Origin of the sequence: Kitasatospora sp. NPDC127121 (assembly GCF_042677305.1) — a bacterium.
GTDB lineage: Bacteria > Actinomycetota > Actinomycetes > Streptomycetales > Streptomycetaceae > Kitasatospora.
This window is the reverse complement of record NZ_JBHXTQ010000003.1, coordinates 133,685-159,215: the sequence shown is the minus strand read 5'-3', so window position 1 is coordinate 159,215 and position 25,531 is coordinate 133,685. Positions and strand designations below refer to the sequence as shown.

General features: G+C 73.9%; 23 protein-coding genes and 4 tRNA genes. 12 read left to right on the top strand and 15 right to left on the bottom strand.

Translation table 11 applies throughout. The features are described 5' to 3' along the window. Positions 1-123 precede the first annotated feature (123 nt). Together ACFVHI_RS03940 and ACFVHI_RS03935 are read left to right on the top strand one after the other, a co-directional pair. Complete coding sequence (locus ACFVHI_RS03940) at positions 124-1,044, top strand: undecaprenyl-diphosphate phosphatase (RefSeq protein WP_063348313.1); 921 nt, start codon at positions 124-126, stop codon at positions 1,042-1,044. Between the two features lie 51 nt (positions 1,045-1,095). Next, entirely contained in the window at positions 1,096-2,523 is a 1,428-nt protein-coding gene (locus tag ACFVHI_RS03935; protein ID WP_063348314.1) for a PLP-dependent aminotransferase family protein, read from the top strand. A gap of 22 nt (positions 2,524-2,545) precedes the next feature. Here ACFVHI_RS03935 and ACFVHI_RS03930 read toward each other — a convergent pair whose 3' ends face one another. The 8 genes from ACFVHI_RS03930 to ACFVHI_RS03895 form a co-directional block, all read right to left on the bottom strand. After that, positions 2,546-2,743 (bottom strand): DUF6126 family protein, encoded by a 198-nt coding sequence (locus tag ACFVHI_RS03930; protein ID WP_063348315.1) that lies wholly within the window; start codon positions 2,741-2,743, stop codon positions 2,546-2,548. Between the two features lie 32 nt (positions 2,744-2,775). Next, positions 2,776-3,408 (bottom strand): helix-turn-helix domain-containing protein, encoded by a 633-nt coding sequence (locus ACFVHI_RS03925; RefSeq protein ID WP_063348316.1) that lies wholly within the window; start codon positions 3,406-3,408, stop codon positions 2,776-2,778. A gap of 91 nt (positions 3,409-3,499) precedes the next feature. Next, positions 3,500-5,233 (bottom strand): pyruvate dehydrogenase, encoded by a 1,734-nt coding sequence (locus ACFVHI_RS03920; protein WP_363376835.1) that lies wholly within the window; start codon positions 5,231-5,233, stop codon positions 3,500-3,502. Between the two features lie 114 nt (positions 5,234-5,347). Then, complete coding sequence (locus ACFVHI_RS03915; protein ID WP_063348317.1) at positions 5,348-7,753, bottom strand: glycoside hydrolase family 65 protein; 2,406 nt, start codon at positions 7,751-7,753, stop codon at positions 5,348-5,350. A 22-nt stretch (positions 7,754-7,775) separates the two neighbouring features. Further along, positions 7,776-8,522, bottom strand: coding sequence for an HAD family phosphatase (locus ACFVHI_RS03910; protein WP_063348318.1), 747 nt, complete (start codon positions 8,520-8,522; stop codon positions 7,776-7,778). A gap of 151 nt (positions 8,523-8,673) precedes the next feature. Beyond that, positions 8,674-9,474 carry a VOC family protein gene (locus ACFVHI_RS03905; protein ID WP_350880560.1) on the bottom strand — a complete coding sequence of 267 codons (801 nt, stop codon included), beginning with the start codon at positions 9,472-9,474 and terminating at the stop codon, positions 8,674-8,676. Positions 9,475-9,722: 248 nt separating this feature from the next. Beyond that, a complete protein-coding gene (locus ACFVHI_RS03900) occupies positions 9,723-10,172 on the bottom strand; it encodes an SRPBCC domain-containing protein (protein WP_363376841.1) in 450 nt (149 codons plus the stop codon). Between the two features lie 240 nt (positions 10,173-10,412). After that, on the bottom strand, positions 10,413-12,170 hold the full coding sequence (locus tag ACFVHI_RS03895) for an LCP family protein (protein ID WP_380335474.1): 1,758 nt from the start codon (positions 12,168-12,170) through the stop codon (positions 10,413-10,415). Positions 12,171-12,635: 465 nt separating this feature from the next. On the opposite strand from ACFVHI_RS03895, the gene ACFVHI_RS03890 reads away from it, so the two are divergent. Then, on the top strand, positions 12,636-13,718 hold the full coding sequence (locus ACFVHI_RS03890; protein ID WP_063348321.1) for an acyl-CoA desaturase: 1,083 nt from the start codon (positions 12,636-12,638) through the stop codon (positions 13,716-13,718). Positions 13,719-13,846: 128 nt separating this feature from the next. Here ACFVHI_RS03890 and ACFVHI_RS03885 read toward each other — a convergent pair. Beyond that, positions 13,847-13,919 (bottom strand) — tRNA-Lys (locus ACFVHI_RS03885). A gap of 37 nt (positions 13,920-13,956) precedes the next feature. Next, positions 13,957-14,724 carry a DNA polymerase beta superfamily protein gene (locus ACFVHI_RS03880; protein ID WP_380335471.1) on the bottom strand — a complete coding sequence of 256 codons (768 nt, stop codon included), beginning with the start codon at positions 14,722-14,724 and terminating at the stop codon, positions 13,957-13,959. 205 nt (positions 14,725-14,929) lie between these two features. Here ACFVHI_RS03880 and ACFVHI_RS03875 point away from each other — a divergent pair, with 205 nt between their 5' ends. The 4 genes from ACFVHI_RS03875 (at position 14,930) to ACFVHI_RS03860 (ending at position 18,214) form a co-directional block, all read left to right on the top strand. Beyond that, on the top strand, positions 14,930-15,694 hold the full coding sequence (locus tag ACFVHI_RS03875) for an SDR family oxidoreductase (protein WP_380335468.1): 765 nt from the start codon (positions 14,930-14,932) through the stop codon (positions 15,692-15,694). A 55-nt stretch (positions 15,695-15,749) separates the two neighbouring features. Next, positions 15,750-16,445: a tyrosine-protein phosphatase gene (locus tag ACFVHI_RS03870; protein ID WP_380335465.1), complete on the top strand. Its 696-nt coding sequence runs from the start codon at positions 15,750-15,752 to the stop codon at positions 16,443-16,445. A gap of 177 nt (positions 16,446-16,622) precedes the next feature. After that, on the top strand, positions 16,623-17,717 hold the full coding sequence (locus ACFVHI_RS03865) for a hypothetical protein (RefSeq protein WP_380335463.1): 1,095 nt from the start codon (positions 16,623-16,625) through the stop codon (positions 17,715-17,717). Positions 17,718-17,878: 161 nt separating this feature from the next. Then, positions 17,879-18,214 (top strand): hypothetical protein, encoded by a 336-nt coding sequence (locus ACFVHI_RS03860; protein WP_063348325.1) that lies wholly within the window; start codon positions 17,879-17,881, stop codon positions 18,212-18,214. 38 nt (positions 18,215-18,252) lie between these two features. Here the strand turns inward: ACFVHI_RS03860 and ACFVHI_RS03855 are convergent, their stop codons facing one another. The 5 genes from ACFVHI_RS03855 to crcB (ACFVHI_RS03835) form a co-directional block, all read right to left on the bottom strand. Then, entirely contained in the window at positions 18,253-19,128 is an 876-nt protein-coding gene (locus tag ACFVHI_RS03855; protein ID WP_380335460.1) for a TIGR02452 family protein, read from the bottom strand. A gap of 205 nt (positions 19,129-19,333) precedes the next feature. Beyond that, positions 19,334-21,667 (bottom strand): DEAD/DEAH box helicase, encoded by a 2,334-nt coding sequence (locus ACFVHI_RS03850; RefSeq protein ID WP_380335457.1) that lies wholly within the window; start codon positions 21,665-21,667, stop codon positions 19,334-19,336. A gap of 1,070 nt (positions 21,668-22,737) precedes the next feature. Then, the gene (gene crcB, locus ACFVHI_RS03845) at positions 22,738-23,112 is read right to left on the bottom strand and encodes a fluoride efflux transporter CrcB (protein ID WP_063348328.1); all 375 of its coding nucleotides are present in this window, start codon (positions 23,110-23,112) and stop codon (positions 22,738-22,740) included. After that, positions 23,109-23,459 carry a DUF190 domain-containing protein gene (locus tag ACFVHI_RS03840; RefSeq protein ID WP_063348329.1) on the bottom strand — a complete coding sequence of 117 codons (351 nt, stop codon included), beginning with the start codon at positions 23,457-23,459 and terminating at the stop codon, positions 23,109-23,111. The genes crcB (ACFVHI_RS03845) and ACFVHI_RS03840 overlap by 4 nt, the downstream gene beginning before the upstream one ends. Beyond that, complete coding sequence (crcB, locus tag ACFVHI_RS03835; RefSeq protein ID WP_380335453.1) at positions 23,456-23,953, bottom strand: fluoride efflux transporter CrcB; 498 nt, start codon at positions 23,951-23,953, stop codon at positions 23,456-23,458. Before crcB (ACFVHI_RS03835) ends, ACFVHI_RS03840 begins: the two co-directional genes overlap by 4 nt. Before the next feature lie 70 nt (positions 23,954-24,023). Between crcB (ACFVHI_RS03835) and ACFVHI_RS03830 the strand changes: the two genes are divergently transcribed. From ACFVHI_RS03830 to ACFVHI_RS03810, 5 genes are all read left to right on the top strand, one after another. After that, positions 24,024-24,365 carry a metallopeptidase family protein gene (locus ACFVHI_RS03830; RefSeq protein WP_063348331.1) on the top strand — a complete coding sequence of 114 codons (342 nt, stop codon included), beginning with the start codon at positions 24,024-24,026 and terminating at the stop codon, positions 24,363-24,365. Between the two features lie 126 nt (positions 24,366-24,491). Next, positions 24,492-24,564, top strand: a tRNA-Glu gene (locus tag ACFVHI_RS03825). A gap of 54 nt (positions 24,565-24,618) precedes the next feature. Beyond that, positions 24,619-24,692: transfer RNA gene (locus ACFVHI_RS03820), tRNA-Asp, on the top strand. Positions 24,693-24,719: 27 nt separating this feature from the next. Further along, positions 24,720-24,793: transfer RNA gene (locus tag ACFVHI_RS03815), tRNA-Phe, on the top strand. Between the two features lie 129 nt (positions 24,794-24,922). Then, entirely contained in the window at positions 24,923-25,468 is a 546-nt protein-coding gene (locus ACFVHI_RS03810) for a Uma2 family endonuclease (protein WP_380335451.1), read from the top strand. The last annotated feature ends 63 nt before the right edge of the window (positions 25,469-25,531 follow it).

Genomic DNA, 25,531 nt, shown 5'->3' with positions numbered 1-25,531 from the left:
GGCAGCGGTGGCGCCCAGACGTCCGCTCGATGAACTTCTGGCGGCGGGGCTGCCGGGCGTCTACATGCCCGTAGTAGCTTCGCGGGGCTCCCCCGGATCCAGACCCCCGAGCGAAGGTGCGCGATGTCCACCCTGACCTACCCGGAAGCGATAGGCGTCGGCCTGCTGCAGGGTGTGACGGAACTCTTCCCGGTCTCCAGCCTGGGCCACAGCATCCTGCTCCCCGCCCTGATCGGCGGGAAGATCCAGCGGGACCTCGACATGACCGCCGAGGGCTCCTCCTACCTCGCCGTCCTGGTCGGCCTGCATCTGGCCACCGCGTTCGCCCTGGTGGTGTTCTTCCGCAAGGACTGGGTCCGGGTGATCGGCGGCTTCCTCAGCTCGATCCGCCGCCGCCGGGTCGAGAGCAGGGACGAGAAGCTCGCCTGGCTGCTGATCATCTCCACCATCCCGGTCGGGGTGGCGGGCCTCGCCCTGGAGAAGGCGCTGCGCAACGCGCTCGGCAAGCCCGTCCCGGCCGCCGTCTTCCTGGCCCTCAACGGGCTGGTGCTGCTCGGTGCCGAACGGCTCAAGCGCGGCGGCACCGGCCGCCGGCGGGCCGGGCACGCCGCCCCGCCGACCGAGGAACCGGGCCTCGACCCGGCGATCGCCTCCGACCACCGCCTCGCCCGGCTCAGCTTCGTCCAGGGCGCCTGGATCGGCGCCGCCCAGATCCTCGCGCTCTTCCCCGGCATCAGCCGCTCCGGTGTCACCATGAGCGCCGGCATCCTGCGCGGCCTGCACCACGAGGACGCCGCCCGCTTCTCCTTCCTGCTCGCGACCCCGGTCATCCTGGCCGCCTCCGTGCTGAAGGTGCCGGAGCTGTTCAAGCCGGAGAACTCCGCCGTCCTCGGCCCGGTCGTCGCCGGCAGCATCGCCGCCTTCGTCGCCGGCTACGTCTCGGTGCGCTTCCTCACCAAGTACTTCGAGACCCGCAGCCTGACGCCGTTCGCGCTCTACTGCTTCCTCGCCGGCGTCGGCAGCGCGGTCTACCTGTCGGTCTGATCCGCCCCCACCCCGGGGTCGAGGATGCCGGGCCGCGCGATAATCGGGCCCGTGAGCAGCTCCTGGACTTCCTTCGGCGGCGACTTGCACCTGGACCTCACCGAGCGGCGCGCCGCCGGGGCCGGGCTGCGGGCCGCCCTGGAGGACGCGCTGCGCGAGGCCGTCCAGGACGGGCGGCTCGTGCCCGGCACCCGGCTGCCGTCCTCGCGGGCCCTCGGCGAGGACCTCGGGATCGCCCGGAACACCGTGGTCGAGGCGTACGGGCAGCTCACCGCGGAGGGCTGGCTCACCTCCCGGCAGGGCTCCGGCACCACCGTCGCCCGGCGGGCCGCGCCCGGCCGGAGCCGGCGGGCCGCCCGGCCCGCGGCGGGGCGGCGGACCGTCCGGCACGACCTGATGGCCGGGCGGCCCGACCTCTCGCTCTTCCCCCGTACCGCCTGGCTCGCCGCCGCCCGCCGGGCCCTCGCCACCGCGCCGCACGAGGCCTTCGGCTACGGCAGCCCGTTCGGCCGGATCGAGCTGCGGCGGGCGCTCACCGACTACCTGGCGCGGGTCCGCGGCGTCCGCACCGATCCCGACCACCTGCTGATCTGCACCGGTGTCTCCCAGGGCCTGGGCCTGCTCTGCGCCGCCCTGCGGGAACGCGGGGACCGCGCCCTCGCGGTCGAGGAGTACGGGCTGCCGCCGCAGCACGCCGTCGCCCGGGCGGCGGGGCTGGCCACCGTCCCAGTGCCGCTGGACGAGGCGGGCGCCCGGGTCGAGCGGCTCGACGGCCGGTGCGGGGCCGTCCTGCTCACCCCCGCGCACCAGTTCCCCACCGGTGCGCCGCTGGCCGCCGACCGGCGGGCCGCCGCCGTGCGCTGGGCGCGCGAGCGGGACGGGTACGTCGTCGAGGACGACTACGACGGCGAGTTCCGCTACGACCGGCAGCCGGTCGGCGCGATGCAGGCGCTCGACCCGGAGCGGGTGGTGTACGCCGGGACGGCCGCCAAGAGCCTCGCGCCGGGCCTGCGGCTGGCCTGGCTGGCCCTGCCGGACGCGCTGGTCGAGCCGGTGGCCCGGTTGAAGAGACTGGCCGACACGATGTCCCCGGTGCTCGACCAGCTGACCCTCGCCGAGCTGATCACCTCCGGGACATACGACCGGCACGTCCGCCGCTGCCGGCTGCACTACCGGCGCCGGCGGGACCAGTTGGTCGCCGCGCTCGCCGAGCACGCCCCGCGCGTGCGGGTCACCGGGATCGCCGCCGGGCTGCACGCCGTTCTCCAACTGCCGCCCGGTTCCGCGTCCGAGGCGGAGCTGCTGGCCCGGGCCGAGGCCGCCGGCCTGGCCGTCGAAGGGCTGTCCTGGCACCTCGCCGACCGGTCGGCCGCCGACCCGGACGCCGCCCCCGCTCTGGTGATCGGCTACGCGTCCCCGCCCGAGCACGCCTTCCCGGCGGCGCTGGACGCCCTCTGCGAGCTGCTGCGCGAGCGGTGAGGGCCGCGACCGCCCCGGTGGACTACTTGTTGCGGTTGCCCAGTTCGAACAGCAGCATGATGAAGCCGGCGACGGCGTGGATGCCGGCGGTGTAGATCACCAGGCGGACCCCGACCCGGCGGTTGGCCGAGATGCCGGCGTCGACGGTCAGCGGGGCGGGGGTCGGAGCGGCCGGGGCGGTGGCCGCGGCGGCCTGGTCGGGGCTGGTGGGATCGGCCATGAGGGATCTCCTCCAAGGGTTCTGACGTCGGGTCAGTGGGTTGCTGCGGGGCCGCCGAGGCAGAGTTCGCCGCCGGGGCTCTGCAGCAGGGTGTGGACGAAGAGCAGTTCGACGCCGTCCGGTGCGTCGGCGGCGATGCAGTGCGGGGTGAGCGAGTCGAAGTGGGCGGAGTCGCCGACGTCGAGGCGGTGGACGCGGTCGCCGAGGGTCAGCTTGAGCCGGCCCTGCAGGACGTACAGCCACTCCTCGCCGGGGTGGACCCGGACCACCGTGTCCTGCACTCCCGGGGGCACGTGGACGCGCAGCGCCTGCATGGCCCGGCCGGGGGCGCCGGCCCGGCGGTAGCCCCAGCCGCCGGCGCGGCCGGGTTCGATGGCGCCGCCGCGCACGACCGGGTCGGGTTCGGCCATGGTCTCGCCGAGCAGGCCGGAGACGGAGGTCCCGTAGGCGCGGGCGAGGCCGAGCAGGACGGGGAGGGAGGGCTGGCGGCGGCCGGTCTCCAGCCGGGACAGATAGGCTGGGGAGAGCCCGACCCTGGCGGAGGCCACTTCGAGGGTCAGGCGGCTGCTGAGCCGGTGTTCCCGGAGGCGGGCGGCGAGGCCGACCACTTCCTGGTCGTCGAGCCGGTCTTCCGGGGCGGCGTCCCCGGTCGGGCTGGTGGTCATGTGACCAGTGGACACCCGCCGTGCCGCTCGGGCAAGATTTTTGCCTCAGAGGCAAGAGGGCCCGGAGTCCCCCTTCTCGGCCGGACAGGGCCTACGGCCGCGGGATGTTGCGCAGGTTACTGCGGGCCAGGTCGATCATGCGCCCGACCCCGCCGGAGAGCACCGTCCGCCCGGCCGCCAGCGCGAAGCCCTTCAGCTGGGCCGCCGTGATGTACGGCGGGATGGACAGCGCGTTGGGGTCGGTGACCACGTCCACCAGAGCGGGGCCGGGCCGCTCCAGCGCCTCCGCCAGCACCTCCCGGACCCTCCCCGGCTCGGTGACCCGCTTGGCCGGGATGCCCATCGCCCGCGCGATCCCCGCGTAGTCGACGTCCCCGTTGTCGATCTCGTACTCCGGGTAGCCCGAGACCAGCATCTCCAGCTTGATCATGCCGAGCGCCCCGTTGTTGAAGACGACGGTCTTCACCGGCAGCCGGTGCTTGGCCACCGTCAGCAGTTCGCCGAGCAGCATGCCGATCCCGCCGTCACCTGCCATCGCGATCACCTGCCGCCCGGGGCAGGCCAGTTGGGCGCCGATGGCGTGCGGCAGGGCGTTGGCCATCGAGCCGTGCAGGAAGGAGCCGATCACCCGGCGGCGGCCGTTCGGCTGGAGGTAGCGGGCGGCCCAGACGTTGTTCATGCCGGTGTCCACGGTGAACACCGCGTCGTCGGCGGCCACCTCGTCGAGCACCGAGGCGACGTACTCGGGGTGGATCGGCAGGTGCTTCTCGATGTCCCGGGTGTAGGCGCCGACCACGTCCTCCAGCGAGCGGCAGTGCTTGCGCAGCATCCCGTCGAGGAAGGCGCGGTCGCGCTTGGCGTCCAGCAGCGGCAGGACGGCCCGCAGGGTGGCGGCGACATCGCCGTGGACGGCCAGTTCGAGCGCGGTGCGGCGGCCCAGCCGGGTGGCGTCGTGGTCGACCTGGACGGTGTGCGCCTGCGGCAGGAAGGAGTCGTACGGGAAGTCGGTGCCGAGCAGCAGCACCAGGTCGGCGGAGTGCAGCGCCTCGTGGCAGGCGCCGTAGCCGAGCAGGCCGCTCATGCCGACGTCGTACGGGTTGTCGTACTGGATCCACTCCTTGCCGCGCAGGGAGTGCCCGACCGGCGCGTTCAGGGCCCGGGCCGCCTCCATCACCTCGCCGTGCGCCCCACGCACCCCCGCGCCGCAGAACAGGGCGACCTTGCGGGCAGCGTTGAGCAGCCGGGCCAGCTCCTGCACCTGGGACCACGGCGGCGCGGCGACGGCCTGCTCGGTGAGGAAGTGGCTGGTCCCGGTGGGCCCGGCGGCGGGGAGCGCGGCGACGTCCCCGGGGAAGGCCAGCACCGAGACGCCGTGCGAGCCGAGCGCGTGCTGAATGGCGATCCGCATCAGCCGGGGCAGCTGGGCGGGGGTGGAGAGCATCTCGCACCAGGAGCTGCAGTCGGTGAACACCCGCTCGGGGTGGGTCTCCTGGAAGAAGCCGGTGCCGATCTGCCCGGACGGGATGTGCGAGGCGAGCGCCAGCACCGGCAGGCCGCTGCGCTGGGCGTCGTACAGGCCCTGGACGAGGTGGGTGTTGCCGGGCCCGCAGGAGCCGGCGCAGACCGCGAGCCGGCCGCTGAGCTCGGCCTCGGCGGCCGCCGCGAAGGCGCCCGCCTCCTCGTTGCGCACGTGCACCCAGCTGATGCCGTCGGTCCGCCGGATCGCGTCCACGACCGGGTTGAGGCTGTCTCCGACCACGCCGTAGACCCGCTCGACCCCGGCCTGCCGGAGCACCTCCACCATCTGTTCGGCCACGCTCGCCACGGGTGCTCTCCAATCACCGGCCGCCGACTGCCGCAGGACACCTGCACCCTCCGACGGCCGGGCCCGCCCCGCACCCGGAGCGGACCCGAACAGGTGAACGACCGGCCGGTGCGGCTACTCCGCCGCCAGGTGGTCCTGCTGCCCGAGCTTGCCGCTGACCAGGCCCGCCTGCGCCTGCCGCCGGGCGGGCTCGCGGCCGGGCGGCTGGCCGCACCGCTCCTTTGCCGGCGGCGCGGTGGTCGGCAGGGTGACCGGCTGCCCGGCCTTCACCTGCACCGGCTCGCCGTCGTGCCACAGGTGCAGCACCTCGCCGCGGCGCAGCGCGTACGTCGTCCCCTCGTGGGTGATCTGGACGCCCAGCAACTGCCCGCGGACCATCAGCGAGAACCCGAGCCTCATCAACCCGCCCGGCAGCCGGGGCCGGAAGGACAGCGAGTCGCTGTGGTCGCGCAGCCCCCCGAAGCCCGCCACCAGGGCGATGCAGGCGCCCGCGAGCGAGGCCATGTGCAGGCCGTCGCGGGTGTTGCCGCCGAGGTCGTGCAGGTCCATCAGCGCCGCCTCGGCCGTGTAGTCGTACGCGAGGTCGAGCTGGCCGACCTCGGCGGCGATCACCGCCTGGGTGCACGCGGAGAGCGAGGAGTCGCGGACGGTGAGCCGCTCGTAGTAGGCGAAGTTGCGGGCCTTCTGCTCGTCGGTGAACGCGTCGCCGCGGACCTGCATGGCGAGCACCAGGTCGGCCTGCTTGACCACCTGCTTGCGGTACAGGTCGAAGTACGGGTAGTGCAGCAGCAGCGGGTACTTCTCGGGCGGGGTGTGCTCGAAGTCCCAGACCTGGTGGTGGGTGAAGCCGTCGGCCTGCGGGTGCACGCCGAGGTCCTCGTCGTACGGGATGTACATCGCGGCCGCGGCGTCCCGCCAGGCGGCGGTCTCCTCGGTGTCGACGCCGAGTTCGGCGGCCTCGTGCGGGTGGCGGGCGGCGGCCTCGGCGGCGGCGCGCAGGTTCGTCTGCGCCATCAGGTTGGTGAACACGTTGTTGTCGGCGACGGCGCTGTACTCGTCCGGGCCGGTGACGCCCTCGATGCGGAACTTCCCCGAGACGTCGTGGTGGCCGAGCGAGCGCCACATCCGGGCGGTCTCCACGAGCAGTTCGAGCCCGTACGCGCGCTCGAACTCGGCGTCCCCGGTGGCCCGGACGTAGCGGGCGACGGCGGCGGCGATGTCGGCGCCGATGTGGAAGGCGGCGGTACCGGCCGGCCAGTACCCGGAGCACTCCTCGCCGCGGATGGTGCGCCAGGGGAACACCGCTCCGGCCAGGCCGAGTTGGGCGGCCCGCTCGCGGGCCAGCGGCAGCGTGGTGTGCCGCCAGCGCAGCGCCTGGTTGACGGCCCCGGGCAGGCAGTAGGTGAGCACCGGCAGGACGAAGGTCTCGGTGTCCCAGAAGCTGTGCCCGTCGTAACCCGGTCCGGTCAACCCCTTGGCGGGGATGGCCCGTTCCTCGCTGCGGGCGCCGGCCTGGAGGACGTGGAAGACGGCGAACCGGACGGCCTGCTGGAGTTCGACGTCGCCTTCGATCTCGACGTCGCTGGTCTCCCAGAACTCCTTGAGGTAGTCGGCCTGTTCGGCGGCCAGACCATCCCAGCCGGTGTACCGGGCGGCGGTCAGCGCGGCCTCCACCTGGTCCCGGACGGCGGGCAGCGAGCGCGTCCCCGACCAGCCGTAGGCCATGAACTTGACCAGCCGCAGCCGCTGTCCGGGCCGGAGCACGGTGGTGACGCTGATCCGGCAGTGGTCGGCCTCGGCCTCGGCGACGGTTTCGAGCTCCTCCGGGCCCTCGATCACGTGGTCCATCCCGGCGGCGACCCGGATCGCGCTGTAGCGGGTGCGGTGCACCAGGACGGCCTTGGTGCCGCTCGCGTGGTGCACCTCGGGCTGCAACGGCGCCTCCAGCACGGCGGAGGCCCGCGGATCGCCCTCGGGGCCGCCGGGCAGCTGCTCGTTGGCGACCAGCTCGGACTGGAGCACGATCCGCACCGGCCCGTCCACCGCCTCGACGCTGTACTCGACCGCGGCGACCGCGCGCTGAGTGAGCGAGACCAGCCGGGAGGAGCGCACCCGGATGGTCCGGCCGGCCGGGGAGGTCCACTCGGCCTCGCGGTGCAGCATCCCCTCCCGGAAGTCCAACCAGCGCTTGTGGCGGATGAGTTCGCCGTAGCGCAGGTCGAAGGGCTCGTCGTCGACCAACAGCCGGATGATCTTGCCGTTGGTCACGTTGATGACGCTCTGGCTGGACTCCGGGTAGCCGTAGCCGCCCTCGCCGTACGGCAGCGGGCGGAGCTCGAAGACACCGTTCAGGTAGGTGCCGGGGAGGCCGTGCGGCTCGCCCTCGTCCAGGTTGGCGCGCAGGCCGATGTGGCCGTTGGAGAGCGCGAACAGCGACTCGGCGCGGGCCATCGCGGTCAGGTCCAGGCCCTGCTCGGCGATCTGCCAGGGGTCGACGGAGAAGTTGTCCAAGCCACTCATGCGACTACCCCGCTCCACTCACTCATGCCTGCTCCTCCAGCAGTTCGGCGAGGTCGTCGACGACCACGGTCGCGCCGTCCCGGCGCAGTTCGGCGGCCTGCCCGGTGCGGTTGACCCCGACCACGGCCCCGAAGCCGCCCGCCCGGCCGGAGGCCACCCCGGCGAGCGCGTCCTCGAAGACGGCGGCGTGCGCGGGCTCGACGCCGAGCGTGCGGGCGGCGTACAGGTAGGTGTCGGGGGCGGGCTTGCCGGGCAGGCCCTCGCGCTGGGCGACGACGCCGTCCACGATCACGTCGAACAGCCCCTCGATGCCCGCCGCCCGCAGCACGTCCCGGCAGTTGGCGCTGGAGGACACCACGGCGCTGGGCAGCCCGAGCGCGCGCAGCCGGTGCACGTACGCGACCGAGCCGTCGTACGGCTGGACGCCCTGCTCGCGGATCAGCCGCAGGACGGTGTCGTTCTTGGCCCGGCTGATCCCGTGCACGGTAGGGGTGTTGGGCGGATCGGCGTCGGTGCCCTCGGGCAGGTCGACGCCCCGGCTGTGCAGGAACGCCCGGGTGCCGTCCAGTCTCGGGCGGCCGTCCACGTAGGTGTCGTAGTCGGTGACGGCGTCGAAGGGGACGAACTGCCCGCCGGTGCGGGCGGCTTCGGCGCGCAGGAAGGAGTCGAAGGTGTCCTTCCAGGCCGCGGCGTGCACTTTGGCGGTCTGGGTGAGGACCCCGTCGAGGTCGAAGAGGAAGGCGCGGATGTCGTCCGGTAGCCCCAGCATGGGTGCAGTCTTACCCGGGAACGCGGGGAAGCCGCCCATTTCCCGGCGGCGCGTCGCGGGAAGGGCGGCTTCCGGTTGCCCGGGTGCTCGTGGGCGGCCGGGTGGGCTCGTGGGTGCCCGGCGCCGGCACGGCGAGGGTGCCCAGCTGCTGTTACGGCGAGTCGGGCATCTGCGCCTCGGCGGCCTCCGCCACCGCGAACACCGCGCCCTGCGGGTCCTGGACGACCGCCATCCGGCCGGACTGCATGTCGAACGGAGGCTGGATCACCGAGCCGCCCGCCTTGACCAGGGCGTCCACGGTGGAGTCGGTGTCGTCCACCGAGAAGTAGGCCATCCAGTGCGAGGGCGTGCCCGCCCCCAGGTACTTGGGGATCGGCTGCATGCCGCCCACCGTACGGTCGCCGGCGTTGAGCGAGAAGTACCCCTCCATGCCCTGGATGGTCGCCGGGCGCAGCCCGAGCGCCGGGAGGTAGAAGCGGCCGGCCGCGTCGGTGTCGGCGGTGTTGAGCTCGTTCCAGACCAGTGCGCCGGGCTCGTTGACCACGCCCGCGCCGATGAAGTCCATCGCCTGCCAGACGCCGAACACCGCGCCGGTCGGGTCGGCGGCGACCAGCATCCGGCCGATCACGCCGACGTCCATCGCCGGGTAGAGGATCGTGCCGCCGTGCTCGGCGATGGCGGCCCCGCTCACGTCGGCGTCGTCCGAGGCCAGGTAGGTGGTCCAGGCGACGGGCGGCAGCGGCTGGCCCTCGGGCGCGGACCGCGCCATGATCCCGGCGACCGGTCGGTCGTTGAGCATGCACACGGCGTAGCCGCCGAACTCGGCCGGGCCGACCTCGCCCTGCCAGCCGAACAGGTCGCGGTAGAAGTCGAGCGCGGCCTGCTGGTCGCTCGCCATCAGGTCGATCCAGCACGGGGTGCCGGGCTTGTACGGAGCGGTGACTACGGGCATTGCTGGGCCTCCCGAAGGCAGTGGTCGCCGGCGTGGTCGTCGGGGCGGGCGGGTCCCGGCCGCCCGGTGCCGGGCTGCCGGTGCCGGCCGTCAGCGCGAACGGCGGGTACACCGCCCACCATCGGCCCGGCGCCGCGATCCCGCCACCGGACGGCGCCCTGGCGGGCGATCGGACGGGCCCAGGGCCGTTCGGCCGCCGGCGGGCCGTTCGCGCGGCGTCGTGCCGCTCACGCCGCCGCGTGGGCCGTTCACGCGGCGTCGTGCCGCTGGGCCGTGACGAAGTACGGCTGCACCTTGCCGCTCTGCGCGTAGTCCTTGAGCCGGACCAGCAGTTCGGCCCAGGTGCCGGCGACCAGCGGGACGCCGTCCTCGCTGCCCGGCTGCCAGCCGCCGTGCCGGAACAGCAGCCGGGTGCGGCCGGGCTCGTCGGGCTGGTCGGCGAGGTCCCAGCTGATCCAGGTGCCGGCCCAGTGCGGCGGGAAGGCCCCGGCGTTGGCCCACACCACCCGGTCCAGGTCGGCCCGCTCGCGGCGCAGCCGGAACGGCTCGGGGACGCCGGGGAAGTCGAACAGCAGGACGTCGCCCTCCCGGTCCACGCCGGTGGTCCACCAGCTGGTCAGCCCGCCGTGCGTGTTGAGCGCGGCGAGGACGACGGCCCGGGGTGCGGCGATGTCGAACTGGAGGGCGATCTCGGGCATGGGGGTCCGCCTTTCGGTGCGCGCCCCCCTTGTCCGTGGGCCGGGTCCGGTGTGCCGGGGTCCTACGCGTCGGGCCCCCGTCCCTCAGGTCGCCCGTCCCTCAGGTCGCCCAGGCCGAGCGCCTCCCCGGTTTCTCCGGCCACCATGGCACGACCCCCGGGCCCGCGCGCCCTGGACGGCGCCGGCCCGGGGGTCGTCCCCACGGCTCGGGTGCGGTCAGCCCCCACGGCTCGGGTGCGGTCAGCCGCCGCTGCCGTAGGTGGTGTTCGCGCAGATGTCGTCGTCCGCCGAGCGGGCGTCGTTGGTGACGGTGGTCGGCAGCGGCGCCGGGGGCGCCGGGGTGCCGTTCGCGGCCGCGCCGCCCGCCCCGGCGGCCGGGCCGGTGGCGCCGCCGCCGTTGGCCGCCGAGAAGTCCTTGCCGACGATCAGGGTCACGCCCGCCGAGTTGCCGGCCTCGACGCTGGCGCCCGGGAACAGCGCGGCGACCTTGTCGGCGTTCGCCTTCTGCCCGGAGCCGTACTCGATCATGGTGGTCTTGTACTTGGTGCTCGCCGCCTGGCCCGCCGTGGTGGCGACGAACTTGGCGGCCTTCAGCTGCGCGGTCGCCTTGCCGGCCAGGCCGTTCTCGGTCGTCCCGTTGTAGACCGCCACCTTGATCGACGAGTTGCCGGCGTCCGCGGCCGGCGCGGCGGGCGCGCTGGACGCGGCCGACTGCGACGCGGCCGGTGCGCTCGGGCTGGCGGCCGCGTCCGGCTGCTGGCCGGTGGCGTTCTGCCCGTCGATGGTCTGGTCGGCCTTGAGGGTCTCCCAGAGCTTGTTGGCGTCCGGCTGGACCAGGTCGAGGTCCTTGTCCTGGGTGCGGTAACGCCAGGGCGCCGTCACGAACTTGAGGTCGTGCATGTCGATGTTCTTGAGCGACAGCCCGAAGGAGAGCAGCTTGTCCGCGGAGGCCAGCCCCGGGTCGACCACCAGCGACTTGGTCGCGGCGTCGGCCAGCGGCAGCAGGTTGGTGGGGCTCAGCCCGTCCTTCTTGACCTTGCTCGCGAGCGAGCTGAGGAAGGCCTGCTGGCGCTTCATCCGGCCGATGTCGGAGCCGTCGCCGATGCCGTGCCGCAGGCGCACGTAGTCCAGCGCCTGCTGGCCCTGCACGGTCTGCTTGCCCTGCGGCAGGACGAGGTCGCCCTTCCTGTGCAGGTTGGGGTTGACGTCGCCCTCGTAGATGGCCTTCGGCAGGCAGACGTCGACGCCGTTCACGGCCTTGGTCATCGCGGAGAAGCCGTTGAAGTCGACCACGATGGTGTGGTCGACCCGGATCCCGGTGAGCTTCTCCACCGTGTTCTGGGCGCAGGCCGGGTTGCCGCCGTCGCTGCCGCCGACCGAGAAGGCCGCGTTGAACAGGTCGCTGGACGCCCCCTTGGTCCACTTGCCGTTGGGCAGCTTGCAGGGCGGGATCGGGACCTTCGCGTTGCGCGGGATCGAGATGCCCACGGCGTGCTTGTGGTCGGCGTAGACGTGCAGCAGGATCGTGGTGTCCGAGCGGGCGCCGCCGTCCTCGCCGCCGCCGAGGTCCGAGTTGTTGCCGCCGCGGCTGTCCGAACCGATCAGCAGGACGTTGACCGGCTTGTTGCCGTCCGCGTCGGCCTGCGCCTCCGGCGGGCGGTCGGTGGCTATCGCGTCGCCGTCGAAGGACTTGATGTTGGCGTTCAGCTTGAAGTAGATCGCCCCGCCGGCGCCCGCGATCAGCACCAGCACGCCGGCCGCCGACCAGGCGACGATCTTCTTCACGTTCTTCTTGGGCTTGCGGCTGTTGCGCGCCGCCGCCCGGCCGCCGCCGGCCGCCGCCTCCGGCCTGCCGCCGTCCTTGCCCGCGCCCCGACCGCCGTCCTTGCCCGCGTCCTTGCCGCCGTCCTTGCCGCCGTCCTTGCCAGCGCGGCCAGCGCCCTTGCCCTGGGCGGCGCGTCGGGCCTCCGCCCGGCCGCCGGTACGCGGAGGCGGCACGGACCCATCGCTCCCCGTCGTGAGCGCGCCGGGTGCGTTCTCCCCCCGAGCCGGGCCCTCGCCCCACTGACCTGACATGCGCGTACCTTTCACCGACGGAAGCGACGCCCCGGACGATCTGGCGCACCGCACACAGGGAGACGGTCGGAGCCGTTCCCAGGTTGCACATACGAACATCGGTACAAACCGATGAACGTGGCTTCCGATCATATTTAGGCCCGACGCGGTCACCGACCTCCGGTCCACCACCAACCCCGGCCACCACGGCGCAAGCTCGCCACAGAACACCCGAAACCAGCCGATTACGACGTGACCTACGCCACCTCTCCCCGCCCCAGCGGCACCATCCGGCACCACGCGCCGCACGTCCGCCGCCGCCCGGGACGGTCCGGGGGTTATCCTCACCCCGCCCCAGGGGGATGCCCCCGTTTCTCAAGGCCCGTTCGCTAGACCAGACTCAGCACCATGACCACCGATACCGCGGGGACGCCGACCGCGAAAACCCGGCCGCAGCCGCCCGCCGGACCACCGGACACCGCCCCGCCCGGAACCGGCGGGAGCGACTTCGCCCAACTGCTCGGCCGGATCAGCGCCGAGGCCCTGCTCGACCGACGCCCGGTCTACTACACCGTCCGCGCGGGCCTCGTCCTCGCCGCGTTCCTCGGCGGCTGGTGGGCCATGTTCGCCCTCGGCGACACCTGGCTCCAACTCGGCCTGGCCGCCGCGATGTCCATCGTCTTCGCCCAACTCGGACTGATGGCCCACGACCTGGCGCACCGCCAGGTGTTCACCGGGCGCCGCGCCGGCGAGATCGGCGGCCGCATCGTCGCCAACCTCCTGATGGGCATGAGCTACGGCTGGTGGATGAACAAGCACACCCGCCACCACGCCAACCCCAACCACGAGGAGCGGGACCCGGACGTCTCCCCCGACCTCGTCGTCTGGTCCCAGGACCAGGCCAGGAGGGCCAGCGGAATCGCCCGCTTCATCGGCCGCCGCCAGGCGTTCCTCTTCTTCCCGCTGCTCCTGCTCGAAGGCCTCAACCTCAGCTACAACAGCTTCCGCGCGCTGCGCAGCCCGATCATGAAGCGCCCCTACCTGGAGGGCTTCCTGCTGGTCGCCCACTTCGCCGCCTACCTCGGGCTGGTCTTCGCCGCCCTCCCGGTCGGCAAGGCCTTCGCCTTCCTCGCCGTCCACCAGGCGCTGCTCGGCGTCTACTTGGGCTGCGTCTTCGCCCCCAACCACAAGGGCATGCTGATGGTGACGCCCGGCATGCGGCTCGACTTCCTCCGCCGCCAGGTCCTCACCTCCCGCAACGTCCGCGGCGGCTACTTCATCGACGCCCTGATGGGCGGCCTCAACTACCAGGTCGAGCACCACCTCTTCCCCAGCATGCCCACCCCGGCCCTGCGCCGCGCCGCCGTCCTCACCCGCGACTTCTGCGCCGAGAAGGAGATCGCCTACTACGAGACCGGCCTCTTCCGCTCGTACCGCGAGATCCTCACCCACCTCCACCAGACCGGCGCCCCGATCCGCGCCGCGGGCTGACCCGCCCACGACCCACACCACACCGCGGCACCCCGGCTACTCGACCAGCCGGGGTGCCGCAGTGCGTTCACCGGCGGCGGACATGCAAAAGGCCAGGTCAGAGGGTTTCTGACCTGGCCTCGGTTCGGTGGGCCACCAGGGGCTCGAACCCTGAACCTACGGATTAAAAGTCCGCAGCTCTGCCAATTGAGCTAGTGGCCCGTGGCCCTCGTCCCGGTTGGGGAGGGCCACCGTGATCCTACCCGGTGGGGCGCAGGGCTCCGCCAGTGGATTGCGCGGGCGCGCCGGGGGCGGGGGGCGGAGCGTAGTGGGCGGCGCGGACGCGGCGGAGCCAGGATTCGGCGGGGCGCGGGTCCGGGGCGGCGGGGAGGACGCCGGGGCGGGCCAGGCGATCGGCGGCGTCGGCGAGCAGGGACTCGGCGACGGCGGGGCGGTCGGCGATGCGTTCGCCGAGGTCGCGGACGTGTCCGGGGTCGGCGAGGCGGACCAGGTTGTGGCCGGTCTCGTGCAGCCGGACGGCCTGCGCGACCAGCCGGACCAGGTGCCGGGCGTGCTTGGCGGCCCGGCCGCGGGTGACCGGGTCGGTGGTGTCGCGGGTCAGCAGTTTGCGGAACTGCTGCTCTGCGTAACCGAGATAGGCCTTCCGGACGGCCGATTCACTGAGGAAACTCGAGCGGATCTCGACCAGTTCGGCACCGAGCGGGGTGCGGATCTCGTACAGGTCGTCCGGCAGCCAGACGAGCTCGGAGGCGGTCGGGTTGCAGGACAGCGCCAGACGGCACCACTTGGCGGCCTCGTGCAGGGTGACGTCGGGCCCGGTGGTGACGTGCGACTCGGCCGGGCGGTGCAGACCGTGCAGCTCCTCGGTGGGGGCGGCGTACAGGCCGAGCCGGTCGACGTCGGAGCCGGCGTGGGCGAAGCCGTACGCGGTGGAGCCGACCACGCCGGAGAGCAGGACGGTGCCGGGGACGGCGGGTGCGGGTGCGGGTGCGGGTGCGTCGGGCATCGTCGGTCTCCTCTCGACCGGCAGGCTGGCAGGCTGGCAGGCTGGCAGGCTGGCAGGCTGGCAGGCTGGCAGGCTGGCAGGACGGTGCCGGCGGTGAGGGTGGTGGCGGCGCCGCTACCGCATCCTCGCCGGTCCGGGCCGCTCCGGGCGAACGATTTCCGCGCCGGGGCCCACCCCGGCCGGTCCGCCGGGTAGCGTACCGACCATGTCGACCACCATCCCCGACGACGGCGTCCTGATCGTCACCGGCGCCGGCCGCGGCATCGGCGCCGCCACCGCCCTGCTCGCCGCCCGGCGCGGCTACCGGGTCTGCGTCAACTACCGCACGGACGAGGCCTCGGCCACCGCCGTGGTGGACGCCGTCCGGGCCGAGGGCGGCACCGCACTCGCCGTCCGGGCCGACGTCACCCGCACCGCCGAGGTGGAGCGGCTGTTCACCACCGTGGACGCCGAACTCGGGCTGCTCACCGGCCTGGTGAACAACGCCGGCACGCTGGAGAAGCAGTGCCGGCTGGAGGACATCGACGAGGACCGGCTGAACCGGATCTGGGCCGCCAACATCACCGGCCCGTTCCTGTGCGCGGCCCAGGCCGTCCGCCGGATGTCCACCCGGCACGGCGGCCGCGGCGGTGCCATCGTCAACGTGTCCTCGGCCGCCTCGCGGCTCGGCTCGCCCAACGAGTACGTCGACTACGCGGCCGCCAAGGGCGCCGTCGACTCGATGACCCGCGGCCTCGCGCTGGAGGTCGCCGCCGAGGGGATCCGGGTCAACGCCGTCCGCCCCGGCCTGATCCACACCGACATCCACGCCCTCGGCGGCGAGCCCGGCCGGGTCGACCGGGTCGCCCCCGGACTGCCGATGCGGCGCGGCGGACGGGCGGAGGAGGTCGCCGAGGCGATCCTCTTCCTGCTCTCCCCCGCCGCCTCGTACACCACCAACGCGTTCCTGGACGTCTCCGGCGGGCGCTGAAAGGTTCCCTCCGGTTTCCTTCCGCCGGCCCGCCCGCCGCCCGTACCGTGGGGCCATGACCGACGCCTTCATCGACATCCCCGGTGTGCGCAACTTCCGTGACGCGGGCGGGATCGGCGCCCTGCGGCGGGGCGTGCTCTACCGCTCCGGCTCCTTCCACACCCTCACCGACGAGGGCGCCCGGCGCCTCAAGGCCCTCGGCCTGCGCACCGTCCTCGACCTGCGCAGTCCGGTCGAGCTGGAGGTCTGGCCCGACCTGCGGCACGGCCTCGACCACGAGGCCCTCAACCTGCCGACCCTGCCCGCCAACCGCGAGGACGTCGACCAGCCCTGGCCCGAGGACCAGGCGGCGCTCTACCCCTTCATGGCCCAGACCGCCGGCCCGTCCCTCGCCGCCGTCGTCCGCCGCCTCGCCGTCCCCGGCGCGCTGCCCGCCCTCGTGCACTGCGCCGTCGGCAAGGACCGCACCGGCCTGACCATCGCCGTCCTGCAGTCCCTGCTCGGCGCCTCGGAGGCCGACGTCACCGCCGACTTCCTGCTCTCCAACGTCGGCCTCGGCCTCGACCGGGGCCCCACCCCCTACGTCGACGAGACCGGCACCGAACGCGTCTCCCGCCCCGTCACCGCCGAACTCCTCGCCTCCGCCCTGGGCTGGATCCACACCCGGCACTCCTCCCTCCCCGCCTACCTCCGCGCCCACGGCGTCACCGACGAGGAGCTGACCGCCCTGCGCACCAACCTGTCGGCCTGACCGGCCCGGGGACGCACCTGCTCCTGGCCTTCGAAGCGCCACCACTGGGCGGGCGGGCCGGTGTCCTCCCCCTGGTGGACGGCGGGGTCGGGGGCGGTGCGGCGCGAAGGCCGCGGCCCGGCAGCCGACCCGGCACCCGCCACCGGGCCCGCCCGCAGCGCCGCCTATGCTGCGGCGGTGTCTTCCGACCATGATGCGCCGCACCGTCAGCAGCCCACCCTCCTGGAGGCGGTGGCCGGGCTGGAGGCGGTGGCCGCCGCCGGGGACGACGACCGCTTCGGCCCCGCCCTGGCGCTGGTGGGCGGGCTGTTCGGGTCGGCCGGTCCGGCCGAGGCCGCCGCAGCCGGTCCCCGGCTGGCCGCGCTGCTGCCGGGCGCCCCGCCGTTCCCCCGGGCGCACCTGGCGATGGTCGTGGGCGCCTGCGTGGAGAACGGCGCCGACCCGGTCGGCTGCGCGGGCCCGGTGCTGGCAGGCCTGCGCGGGGCGCTGACCGGCACGCAGCGGCTGACGCGGCGGTGGGCGCAGACCGGCGGCGGACCGCTGCCGGACCCTGAGGGCGACGACCCGGTCGAGGCGCACGACCGGGTCGCGGATCCGGCACACCTGGACGCGTGGCACGCGCACCTGGCCGTGGTCGGCTGGTGGACGCTGCACCTGTGGCAGCGGGCCGCCTGGGCCGTGTACGCGCACCCGCCGGTGCGCCGCGAGGCGCGCACCTCGGGCGTGACGGACGTGCTGCTGGAGCTGTTCGAGCGGTACGACGGCGGGCGGCACGACTTCAAGGGCCTGGCGCACCTGGCGCTGGTCCTCGACGACGAGCCGCTGCTGGTGCTGGACCGCCCCACCGGCACCGGCTACCTGCTGCGCATGGACGGGCTGGGCGACACCTTCCAACTGCACACCCTGCTCGCCGAGGTGCTGATCGGCGGCGGCCACCTGCCGGGCACCCGGCCGGACCCGGAGGTGGTGGCGCTGGCCCGTACCGCGCTCCCGGACGACCGCCGGGTGGTCGCGACCGGCGCGTTCAACCTGGTCGCCCCGGACGGCTCGTGGCTGTGGAACGAGGGGACGCCCAGCGACATCCCGGTGGTGGACGGCGTGCGCACCCTGGTCCTGGACCCGCCGCCGTACGAGCGCAGTTGGTCCGCCGGGCGGCTCCTCCAGGAGGTCCCGGGCGACCTGCGGCTGGAACGGGTGCTGCCCCCGGCGGAGGCCGCGCAGCGGCTGGCCCGCACGGTGCCGGCACAACCCGCCGAACAGGCGTTCCGGTAACGCGCCCGCGGGGAGACCCGAAAGCGGGGAGGCCCGAAAGCGGCGGGACCCGACGGCAGCAGGACCCGACGGCGGGGAGGCCCGGACGGGCGCGGGGCGGGCGGGCTATGGTCGGAAGCCGGAACAGGAAGTCGGGACAACCTCTACGAGTGGAGTCGACGATGGCGAAGGTCCCCAACGTGCTCTCGGCCGCCGCGCCCGCCGCGCTGACCGCGGCGAGCGGCCTGGTGGGCGGTTACGGCGTCGCCCGCTGGAGCGGCCGGCGCGAACTGGGCGGCGCGGTGCTGGCGGTGGCCGGTGCCGGGGCGGCCGCGCAGTGGCACCGCAGCTCGGGCGCGGCCACTGCGGCGGCGCTGACCGGCCTGTACGTGGCGGCGTTCGGCGGCTCGCATCCGCTGGCGAAGAAGATCGGCGCCTGGCCGTCGGTCTTCGCCGTCACCGGTGTGGTCGCGGCGGCCTCGACGGCCGCGACGGCGCTGGCCGCCCGCAAGCGGTAGCGGCACCCGGCGGCACCCAGCGGCACCCGGCGGCGGCCTCAGCGCACCCCCGCGCCGGGCTGCGCCGCCCCGCCGAACCGCGCCTCGAACGCGGCCCGGTTCGCCGAGACCGGTGAGCGGTCCCAGACCGCGAACACCACCTGTTCGAAGGCCGCCCCGTACCGGGAGAGCGCGCCCTCGAAGGCCTCGGCGACCTGGGCCGGGTCGTTGCGGAACACCCCGCAGCCCCAGGCCCCGAGCACCAGCGTGCGGACCTCGTGCCGAGCCGCCGCCGCGAGCACCCGGACGGCCCGCTCGGCGAGCACGCCCCGGACGTCCACGTCGGCCGAGCGCCGTTCCAGCTGGCCCGCGTTGGGTGCGGGCGAGGTCAGGAAGGTGACCGGGTACGGCCGCGCCAGCAGGTCGCCGCCCCGACCGCGGATCACCGGTACGTCGGGCGAGACGATCACCCGGTGGCTGTACCGGAGGTCGGTGGAGGCGCGGTGCGCCTCGTAGTAGTCCGGCGCCTCCAGCAGGCAGGTGTAGAGCAGCGCGCTGCGGCACAGGTCCTCCTCCTGGGCGCGGGCGCCGCGCAGGTAGCCGCCGCCGGGGTTGCGCGCGGAGGCGAAGTTGAGCACCCCGACCGGGCCCGCCCCGCCCTCGACCAGGCGCCGGGCGGCCTCGATGCTGCCTTCGGCCGTCACCTCCACCGCCCCGACGGGCCCCCCGGGCCGACCCGGCCGATCCGGCCCGGGCCCCGGGCCCCCGCCCCGCAGCAGCGCGTCCAGCGCCGGCGGCGCGTACGACACCGTGCCGGCCCTGGCGGCCGCCAACTGCTCCCCCACCGTGACGAGTTCGCCACCGGCCGCCCGGTAGCTCCCCCGCTCGGCGATCTCCTCGTTCACCCGGGCCACGTCATGCAGTCTGCTGCTCATGTCCGGGACGCTACGGGACTTCCGCCGGGCCGCGCCACAGGTTATTCTCAGCCGCAGAACAACACCTCGGGGGCGCGAGGGGTACCGGGGGAGGTACCCGGGGGGTATCGGGGGAACGCGACGGGCCCGCTCCAGTGCATGGAGCGGGCCCGTCGTGTGTGTTCAGCTGTTCAGCTACCGGTGGTCAACCACCGGCCGTACGGCGTCAGTTCTTCCAGCGCGGCTTGCGGTCGTCGCGGTTGAAGCCACCGGAACGGTCGCGGTCGAAGCCGCCCGAGCGGGCGCCGCCACGGTCGTCGCGGTCACGGCCGAAGCCACCACCGGAGGCCTGCGGACGGCCGCCGGAGCGGTGGTCGTCACGACGCGCGAACGGACGGTTGTTGCTGCCGCCGCGCTCGTCACGGTCCCGGCCGAAGGACGGGCGGTCACCGAAGGTGCGGGCCGGACGGTCGCCGAAGGAGCGGCCGCCGCGGTCGTCGCGGTCACGGTTGAAGCCACCGGAACGGTCGCGGTCGAAGCCACCACCGGTGCGGGCCGGGCGGTCACCGAAGGAACGGCCACCACGGTCGTCACGGTCACGGTTGAAACCGCCCGAGCGGGCGCCGTCACGGTCACCGAAGGAACGGCCACCACGGTCGTCACGGTCACGGTTGAAACCACCCGAGCGGGCGCCGCCACGGTCGTCACGGTCACCGAAGGAACGGCCACCACGGTCGTCACGGTCACGGTTGAAACCACCGGAACGGCCACCACGGTCATCGCGGTCGCGGTTGAAGCCACCCGAGCGGCCACCACGGTCATCGCGGTCACCGAAGGAACGGCCACCACGGTCGTCACGGTCACGGTTGAAGCCACCGGAACGGCCACCACGGTCGTCACGGTCGCGGTTGAAGGCCGGACGCTCGGTGCGCGCCTCGCGGTACGACGGCGTGCGCTCCTCGGCCTGCGGCGCGGCGGCCGGAGCCGGCGCCTCGGTGGCCGGGGTCTCCGCAGCGGCCTCGTCGCCCGCCTCGGCGGCCGGGGCCTCGTCCTCGATGCCCAGCTCGGCCCGCTCGCGGGCGGCCCGCGCGGCCAGGCGGTCGGCCTCCTCGCGCAGCTCGGTGGTGCGGCGCTGCGCGCGCTCCAGCTGGCGGGTCATGTCGGCGAGCTCGCGCTCGGCGGCACCGGCGATGCCGGCCGCGCTCTCGGCCTGGACCTCGATCAGCGAACGGGCGCCGGTGATCTTGGCGACCTCGGCGTCGAAGGCGTGGTCGAGGATGTGGCGCGAGGCGTCGACGCCCGCGTCCTCCATCAGGCGGAAGACGCCGCGGCGCTGGTGCGGCAGCACCAGGGTGACGACGGCGCCGGAGCGCCCGGCCCGGGCGGTGCGGCCGGAGCGGTGCAGGTAGTCCTTGTGGTCGCCGGCCGGGTCCACGTTGAGGACCAGGTCGATGCCGTCGACGTGGATGCCGCGGGCGGCGACGTCGGTGGCGACGACGACGTTGACGTAGCCGTCCTTGAAGTCGCCGAGGACGCGGGTACGGGCGCCCTGGGTCATCCCGCCGTGCAGCGCGTCGGCCTTCACGCCGGCCTCGATGAGCTGCTCGGCGACGCGGTCGGCGCCCATCTGGGTGCGGACGAAGATGATCGTGCGGCCCTTGCGGGCGGCGATCGCGTTGGTGATCGGCGCCTTGTCCTTGGGCTTCACCACGAGGATGTGGTGGGTCATGGTGGTGACCGCGCCGGCCGACGGGTCGACCTCGTGGGTGACCGGGTTCTTCAGGTAGCGCTTGACCAGGGTGTCGATCTCGTTCTCCAGGGTGGCGGAGAACAGCAGGCGCTGGCCACCGGCCGGCACCTGGTCGAGGATCTCGGTGACCTCGGGCAGGAAGCCCATGTCGGCCATCTGGTCGGCCTCGTCGAGCACGACGGTCCGGACGTCGGCCAGCTTGGCGCTGCCGCGGTTCAGCAGGTCGCGCAGACGGCCGGGGGTGGCGACCAGGACGTCGACGCCGCGCTCCAGCGCGTAGATCTGGTTCGACATCGAGGTGCCGCCGCAGACGACCTTGAGCTTGAGGCCGAGCACCGAGCCGAACGGCTCCAGGGCGTCGGCCACCTGCATGGCCAGCTCGCGGGTCGGGACGAGGATCAGGCCGCGCGGGTGCTTGGGCTTGGTGCGCTCGCCGTCGGCGAGGCGGGTCAGCAGCGGCAGGCCGAAGCTGAGGGTCTTGCCGGAGCCGGTACGGCCACGGCCCAGCACGTCCTTGCCGGCCAGGGCGTCCGGGATGGTCGCGGCCTGGATCGGGAACGGGGTGGTGACACCGCGCTTGGCGAGGGCACGCACGACGTCGTCGTGCAGGCCCAGGTCGCCGAAGGTGATGGTGGGCTCGGCGGGCTCCTCGGCCTCGACGGCGTCGGCGTTCAGCTCGACGTCGGCGTCGGTGGGCTCGACGGCCTCAACGGCCTCGACGGTGTCGGTGAGGGTGTCGGCGGTGTCGGTGACATCGGCGGCGGCCTCGCTCGCGGGCATGGCGAAGCGGGCGTCGTCAACGAGAGACATGTAAAACCTTCCGGAAGTGGCACGCGCCAAAGTCCGGGGGTTCTGTTTCACAACCGCCTCTATGCGGTCAGCCACGGATCGCCGGAACGCGCCAAGGGCGCCAGATGGGAATAGGGCGCCAGTCAAATGAATCAAACGAACGATCTACCACCATAGACGAACCTCGGGATCAGAGGCAAATGCCCTGGCCAGACCGCTAATGCCCACCCGCATGCGGGCTCGGGGCCGAGGAACCGGAGTTACCGGCCGAGGGCTCCGGGGTCGGTGGGACGGTCGCGGCCGGTGAGGTGTGCTCGGGCTCGGGGGACGTCGAGGGGCGGCTGCTCGGCGTGGCCGACGGCGTGCCCGCCGTATCGCCGGAGCGGCCCTCACCGGTGCCGCCGGCCCCTCCCGCGCCCCCGGTACCCGCCGCACCGCCGGTACCGGCCGACGCGCCGCCGCCCGGCCGGGGCGCGGGGCTGGCACTCACGCCCCCCGCCGAACCGTTCGCGCCGGTGCCGGCCGGCGCGGGGTCCACGGCGGGCGCCCCCGGCACCGGGACCACGCCGGCGGCCGCGCCGTTCACGCCGGGCGCCACCTCGCCCGCCGCCGTGGCCGTCGCCCCGGCCGGCGCGTTCTCGCCCTGCAAGCCCCCCGGACGCTCCGGGCGCCCGGACGCACTCCCCGGATGCACGCCGCTCGGCGAGGCCGACGGCCCGCTCGTCACCCCCGGCTTGCCCGCCGGACCGACCTGCCCGACCGGCGCCACCCCGCGCTTCACCTCCGCCTCCGGACCGACCGACATGCACCCCGTCAGCCCCAGCCCGGCCACCGCCAGCACCGCCGCCGCACGCACCGAAGCCGTACGCGCCGAAACCGCACGCGCCGAAGCCGTACGCACCACCGCCCGAACCGCCCGCACCGAAGCCACCGAGCTCCCTCTCCACCGCCCCACCCGGGCCGCCCACTGCTCGCGCGGCCGCTTTTCGGTGCCCAACGCGCGCCCGCCCCGACGGGACACGGGCAGCGCGCCAGGAAGCGCCCGGGCCGCCTCCGCCACAGCCCGCCGAACCGGCAGACCGGCGGCCTGCTCAGCCCCAGAACGCCGAGGCCAGCCCCGCCCCCGCGTACACCGCGGCCAGCCCCACCACCACGCTGCCCACCACGTTCGCCAGCGCGTACCGCCCCGCCCCGGTCTCGACCAGCCGCAGCGTCTCGTACGAGAAGGTCGAGTACGTGGTCAGCGCCCCGCACAGTCCCGTCCCCAGCAGCACCTGGACCTGCGGGGACGCGGCCCCCGCCGCCACCGCCCCGGTCACCAGGCCGAGCACCATGCAGCCGACCGCGTTCACCGCGAACGTCCCCCAGGGGAACACCGAGTCGTGCCGGGCCTGCACCGCCCGGTCGGTCAGGTACCGCAGCGGCGCGCCGACCACCGCGCCCGCCACCACCAGCAGCCAGTTCACCCCGAAGCCCCTTCCCGCCCCACGTACCTGACCACTTCGCAGCGGTCCAACAGCACCAAGCCCTCCGCCACCAGCCCGTCCAACTGCGGCAGGAACGCCCGCACCCGCTCCTCCTCGTCCACGATCACCACCGCCACCGGCAGGTCCTCGCTCAGCGACAGCAGCCGCGCCGTGTGCACCAGCGACGACGCCCCGAACCCCTCGATCCCCCGGAACACGCTCGCCCCGGCCAGCCCCGCCGCGCGCGCCCGGTGCACGATCTCGCTGTACAGCGGCCGGTGGTGCCAGCGGTCGTTCTCCCCCACCAGCACGGTCAGCCGCAGCGCCGGCCCGCTCAACCTGCTCACCGCACGCCCCCGCCACCACGGGCGATCAGACGGCGCGTCAGCCCGGCCGCCGCCCACACCGCGCCGAGCGCGCCCAGCAGCGTCAGCCCCAGGTACGCCAGCCCGAGCCCGAGCCGCCCCTCCTCCACCAGCCGCCGGATGTCCACCGCGTACGTCGAGAAGGTGGTGAAGCCGCCCAGCACCCCGGTGCCGAAGAACGGCCGCAGCAGCGGGTGCGCCGGACGCCCCTCGGTGATCACCACCAGGAACACCCCGATCACCGCGCACCCGACCACGTTGATCAGCAGCGTCGTCCACGGGAACGCCGCCGGCCCGTTCGCCCAGGCCAGCCCGGCGCCGTACCGCGCCACCGACCCGATCGCCCCGCCCACCGCGATCACCGCCACGGCCGGCCCCTGCCCGCGCCACACCGGCGGCCGCCTCCGGGCGACCGCCCCTTCGCCCGCCGGCCGGGTCCGCGCCGGGCCGTCCACCGTGCCGTCCGAGGTCGCCATAACCCCATCAAACACCGGCTCCCGCCGTCTGGCACAGCGTCACTCCAGACCCGACAATGAACCGGTGGAGATGACCCGGGACGAGTTCGAGACGCTGGTCAGCGACGCCCTCGACCAGATTCCCCCGCAGCTCGCGGCCATGATGGACAACGTCGCCGTCTTCGTCGAGGACGAGCCCGACCCCGCCGACCCGGAACTCCTCGGCCTCTACGAGGGCACCCCGCTCACCGAACGCGGCGAGTGGTACGCGGGCGTCCTGCCCGACCGGATCCTCATCTACCGCGGCCCCACCCTCCGGCACTGCGAGACCCACGACCAGGTCGTCGCCGAAGTCCGCACCACGGTCATCCACGAGGTCGCCCACCACTTCGGCTTCGACGACCACGAACTCGACGAACTCGGCTGGTCCTGACCCCCGCCCCAAGCGGCCCTCGGGCGGCCCCCACCCACCCGGCCGAAACCCGTTTTGGCGATCCGCCCTGCATCCCATATGCTTCTCGACGTCCCCGAACGCTGGGAACAGCGGGACAGGCCGCAAGCCCTCATCGTCTAGTGGCCCAGGACGCCGCCCTTTCAAGGCGGTAGCACGGGTTCGAATCCCGTTGGGGGCACGCAGTACCGTAGTAAAAGCAGTGCCGCAAGACCTTAGTGGGAAACCACTACAAGGTCCCGTGGAGCAGTTGGTTAGCTCGCCACCCTGTCAAGGTGGAGGTCGCGGGTTCAAGTCCCGTCGGGATCGCTCGTCTCGCAAGAGACGGTGCAGTACGGCCAGGTAGCTCAGTTGGTACGAGCGTCCGCCTGAAAAGCGGAAGGTCGCCGGTTCGACCCCGGCCCTGGCCACAGATCGGAAGCCCCGCAGCGATGACGCTGCGGGGCTTCCGCCGTTCCGGGGGCCCGGGGCCTGGGGCCGGGCGCCGACTACGCTGGGTGCCGGACACCGGTGGATTCGGTTCGGGAGGCGTCGCACTCATGGCCCCGGAACACTTCGAGCTTCTGGAAGAGGCCCGCAGGAGCCTGCCCGACGGCTTCAAGGTGGAGCTCTCCGGCGACACCATCACCATGATGGTGAGCCCCTCGGGGATCCACCAGCACAACCTGCTGGTGGTGCGCCGGCAGTTCGACGCCCACACCCCGGCCGGGCTGCTGCCGAGCGAGAACACCGATCTGATCTCGCCCAACGTCGGGAAGAGCCGCAATCCCGACCTGACGTACCTTCCGGACGACGCGCTGGCCACCACCGACAACCAGGTGCCCGCCGAGCTGGCCGCGATCGCGGTCGAGCTGGTCTCGCCCTCCAACCCCGAGAACGACTGGGTCGGGAAGGTGCGGGACTACCCGCTGATGGGGATTCCGCTGTACCTCCTGGTCGACGCGCGGGAGAAGACCGTCACCCTCTTCAGCAGGCCGGACGGCGCCCGGTACCACCGGCGCGAGGACATCGCGTTCGGCGAGACGATGCGCGTTCCGGAGCCCTTCGGCTTCGAGCTGGTCACCGGCGACCTGCTGCCCTGCTGATCTCGGGCGGCTCCCCTCGGGTCAGCTCGCCAGGCGGCCGGGCGAGCTGACCCGAGGGGGCGG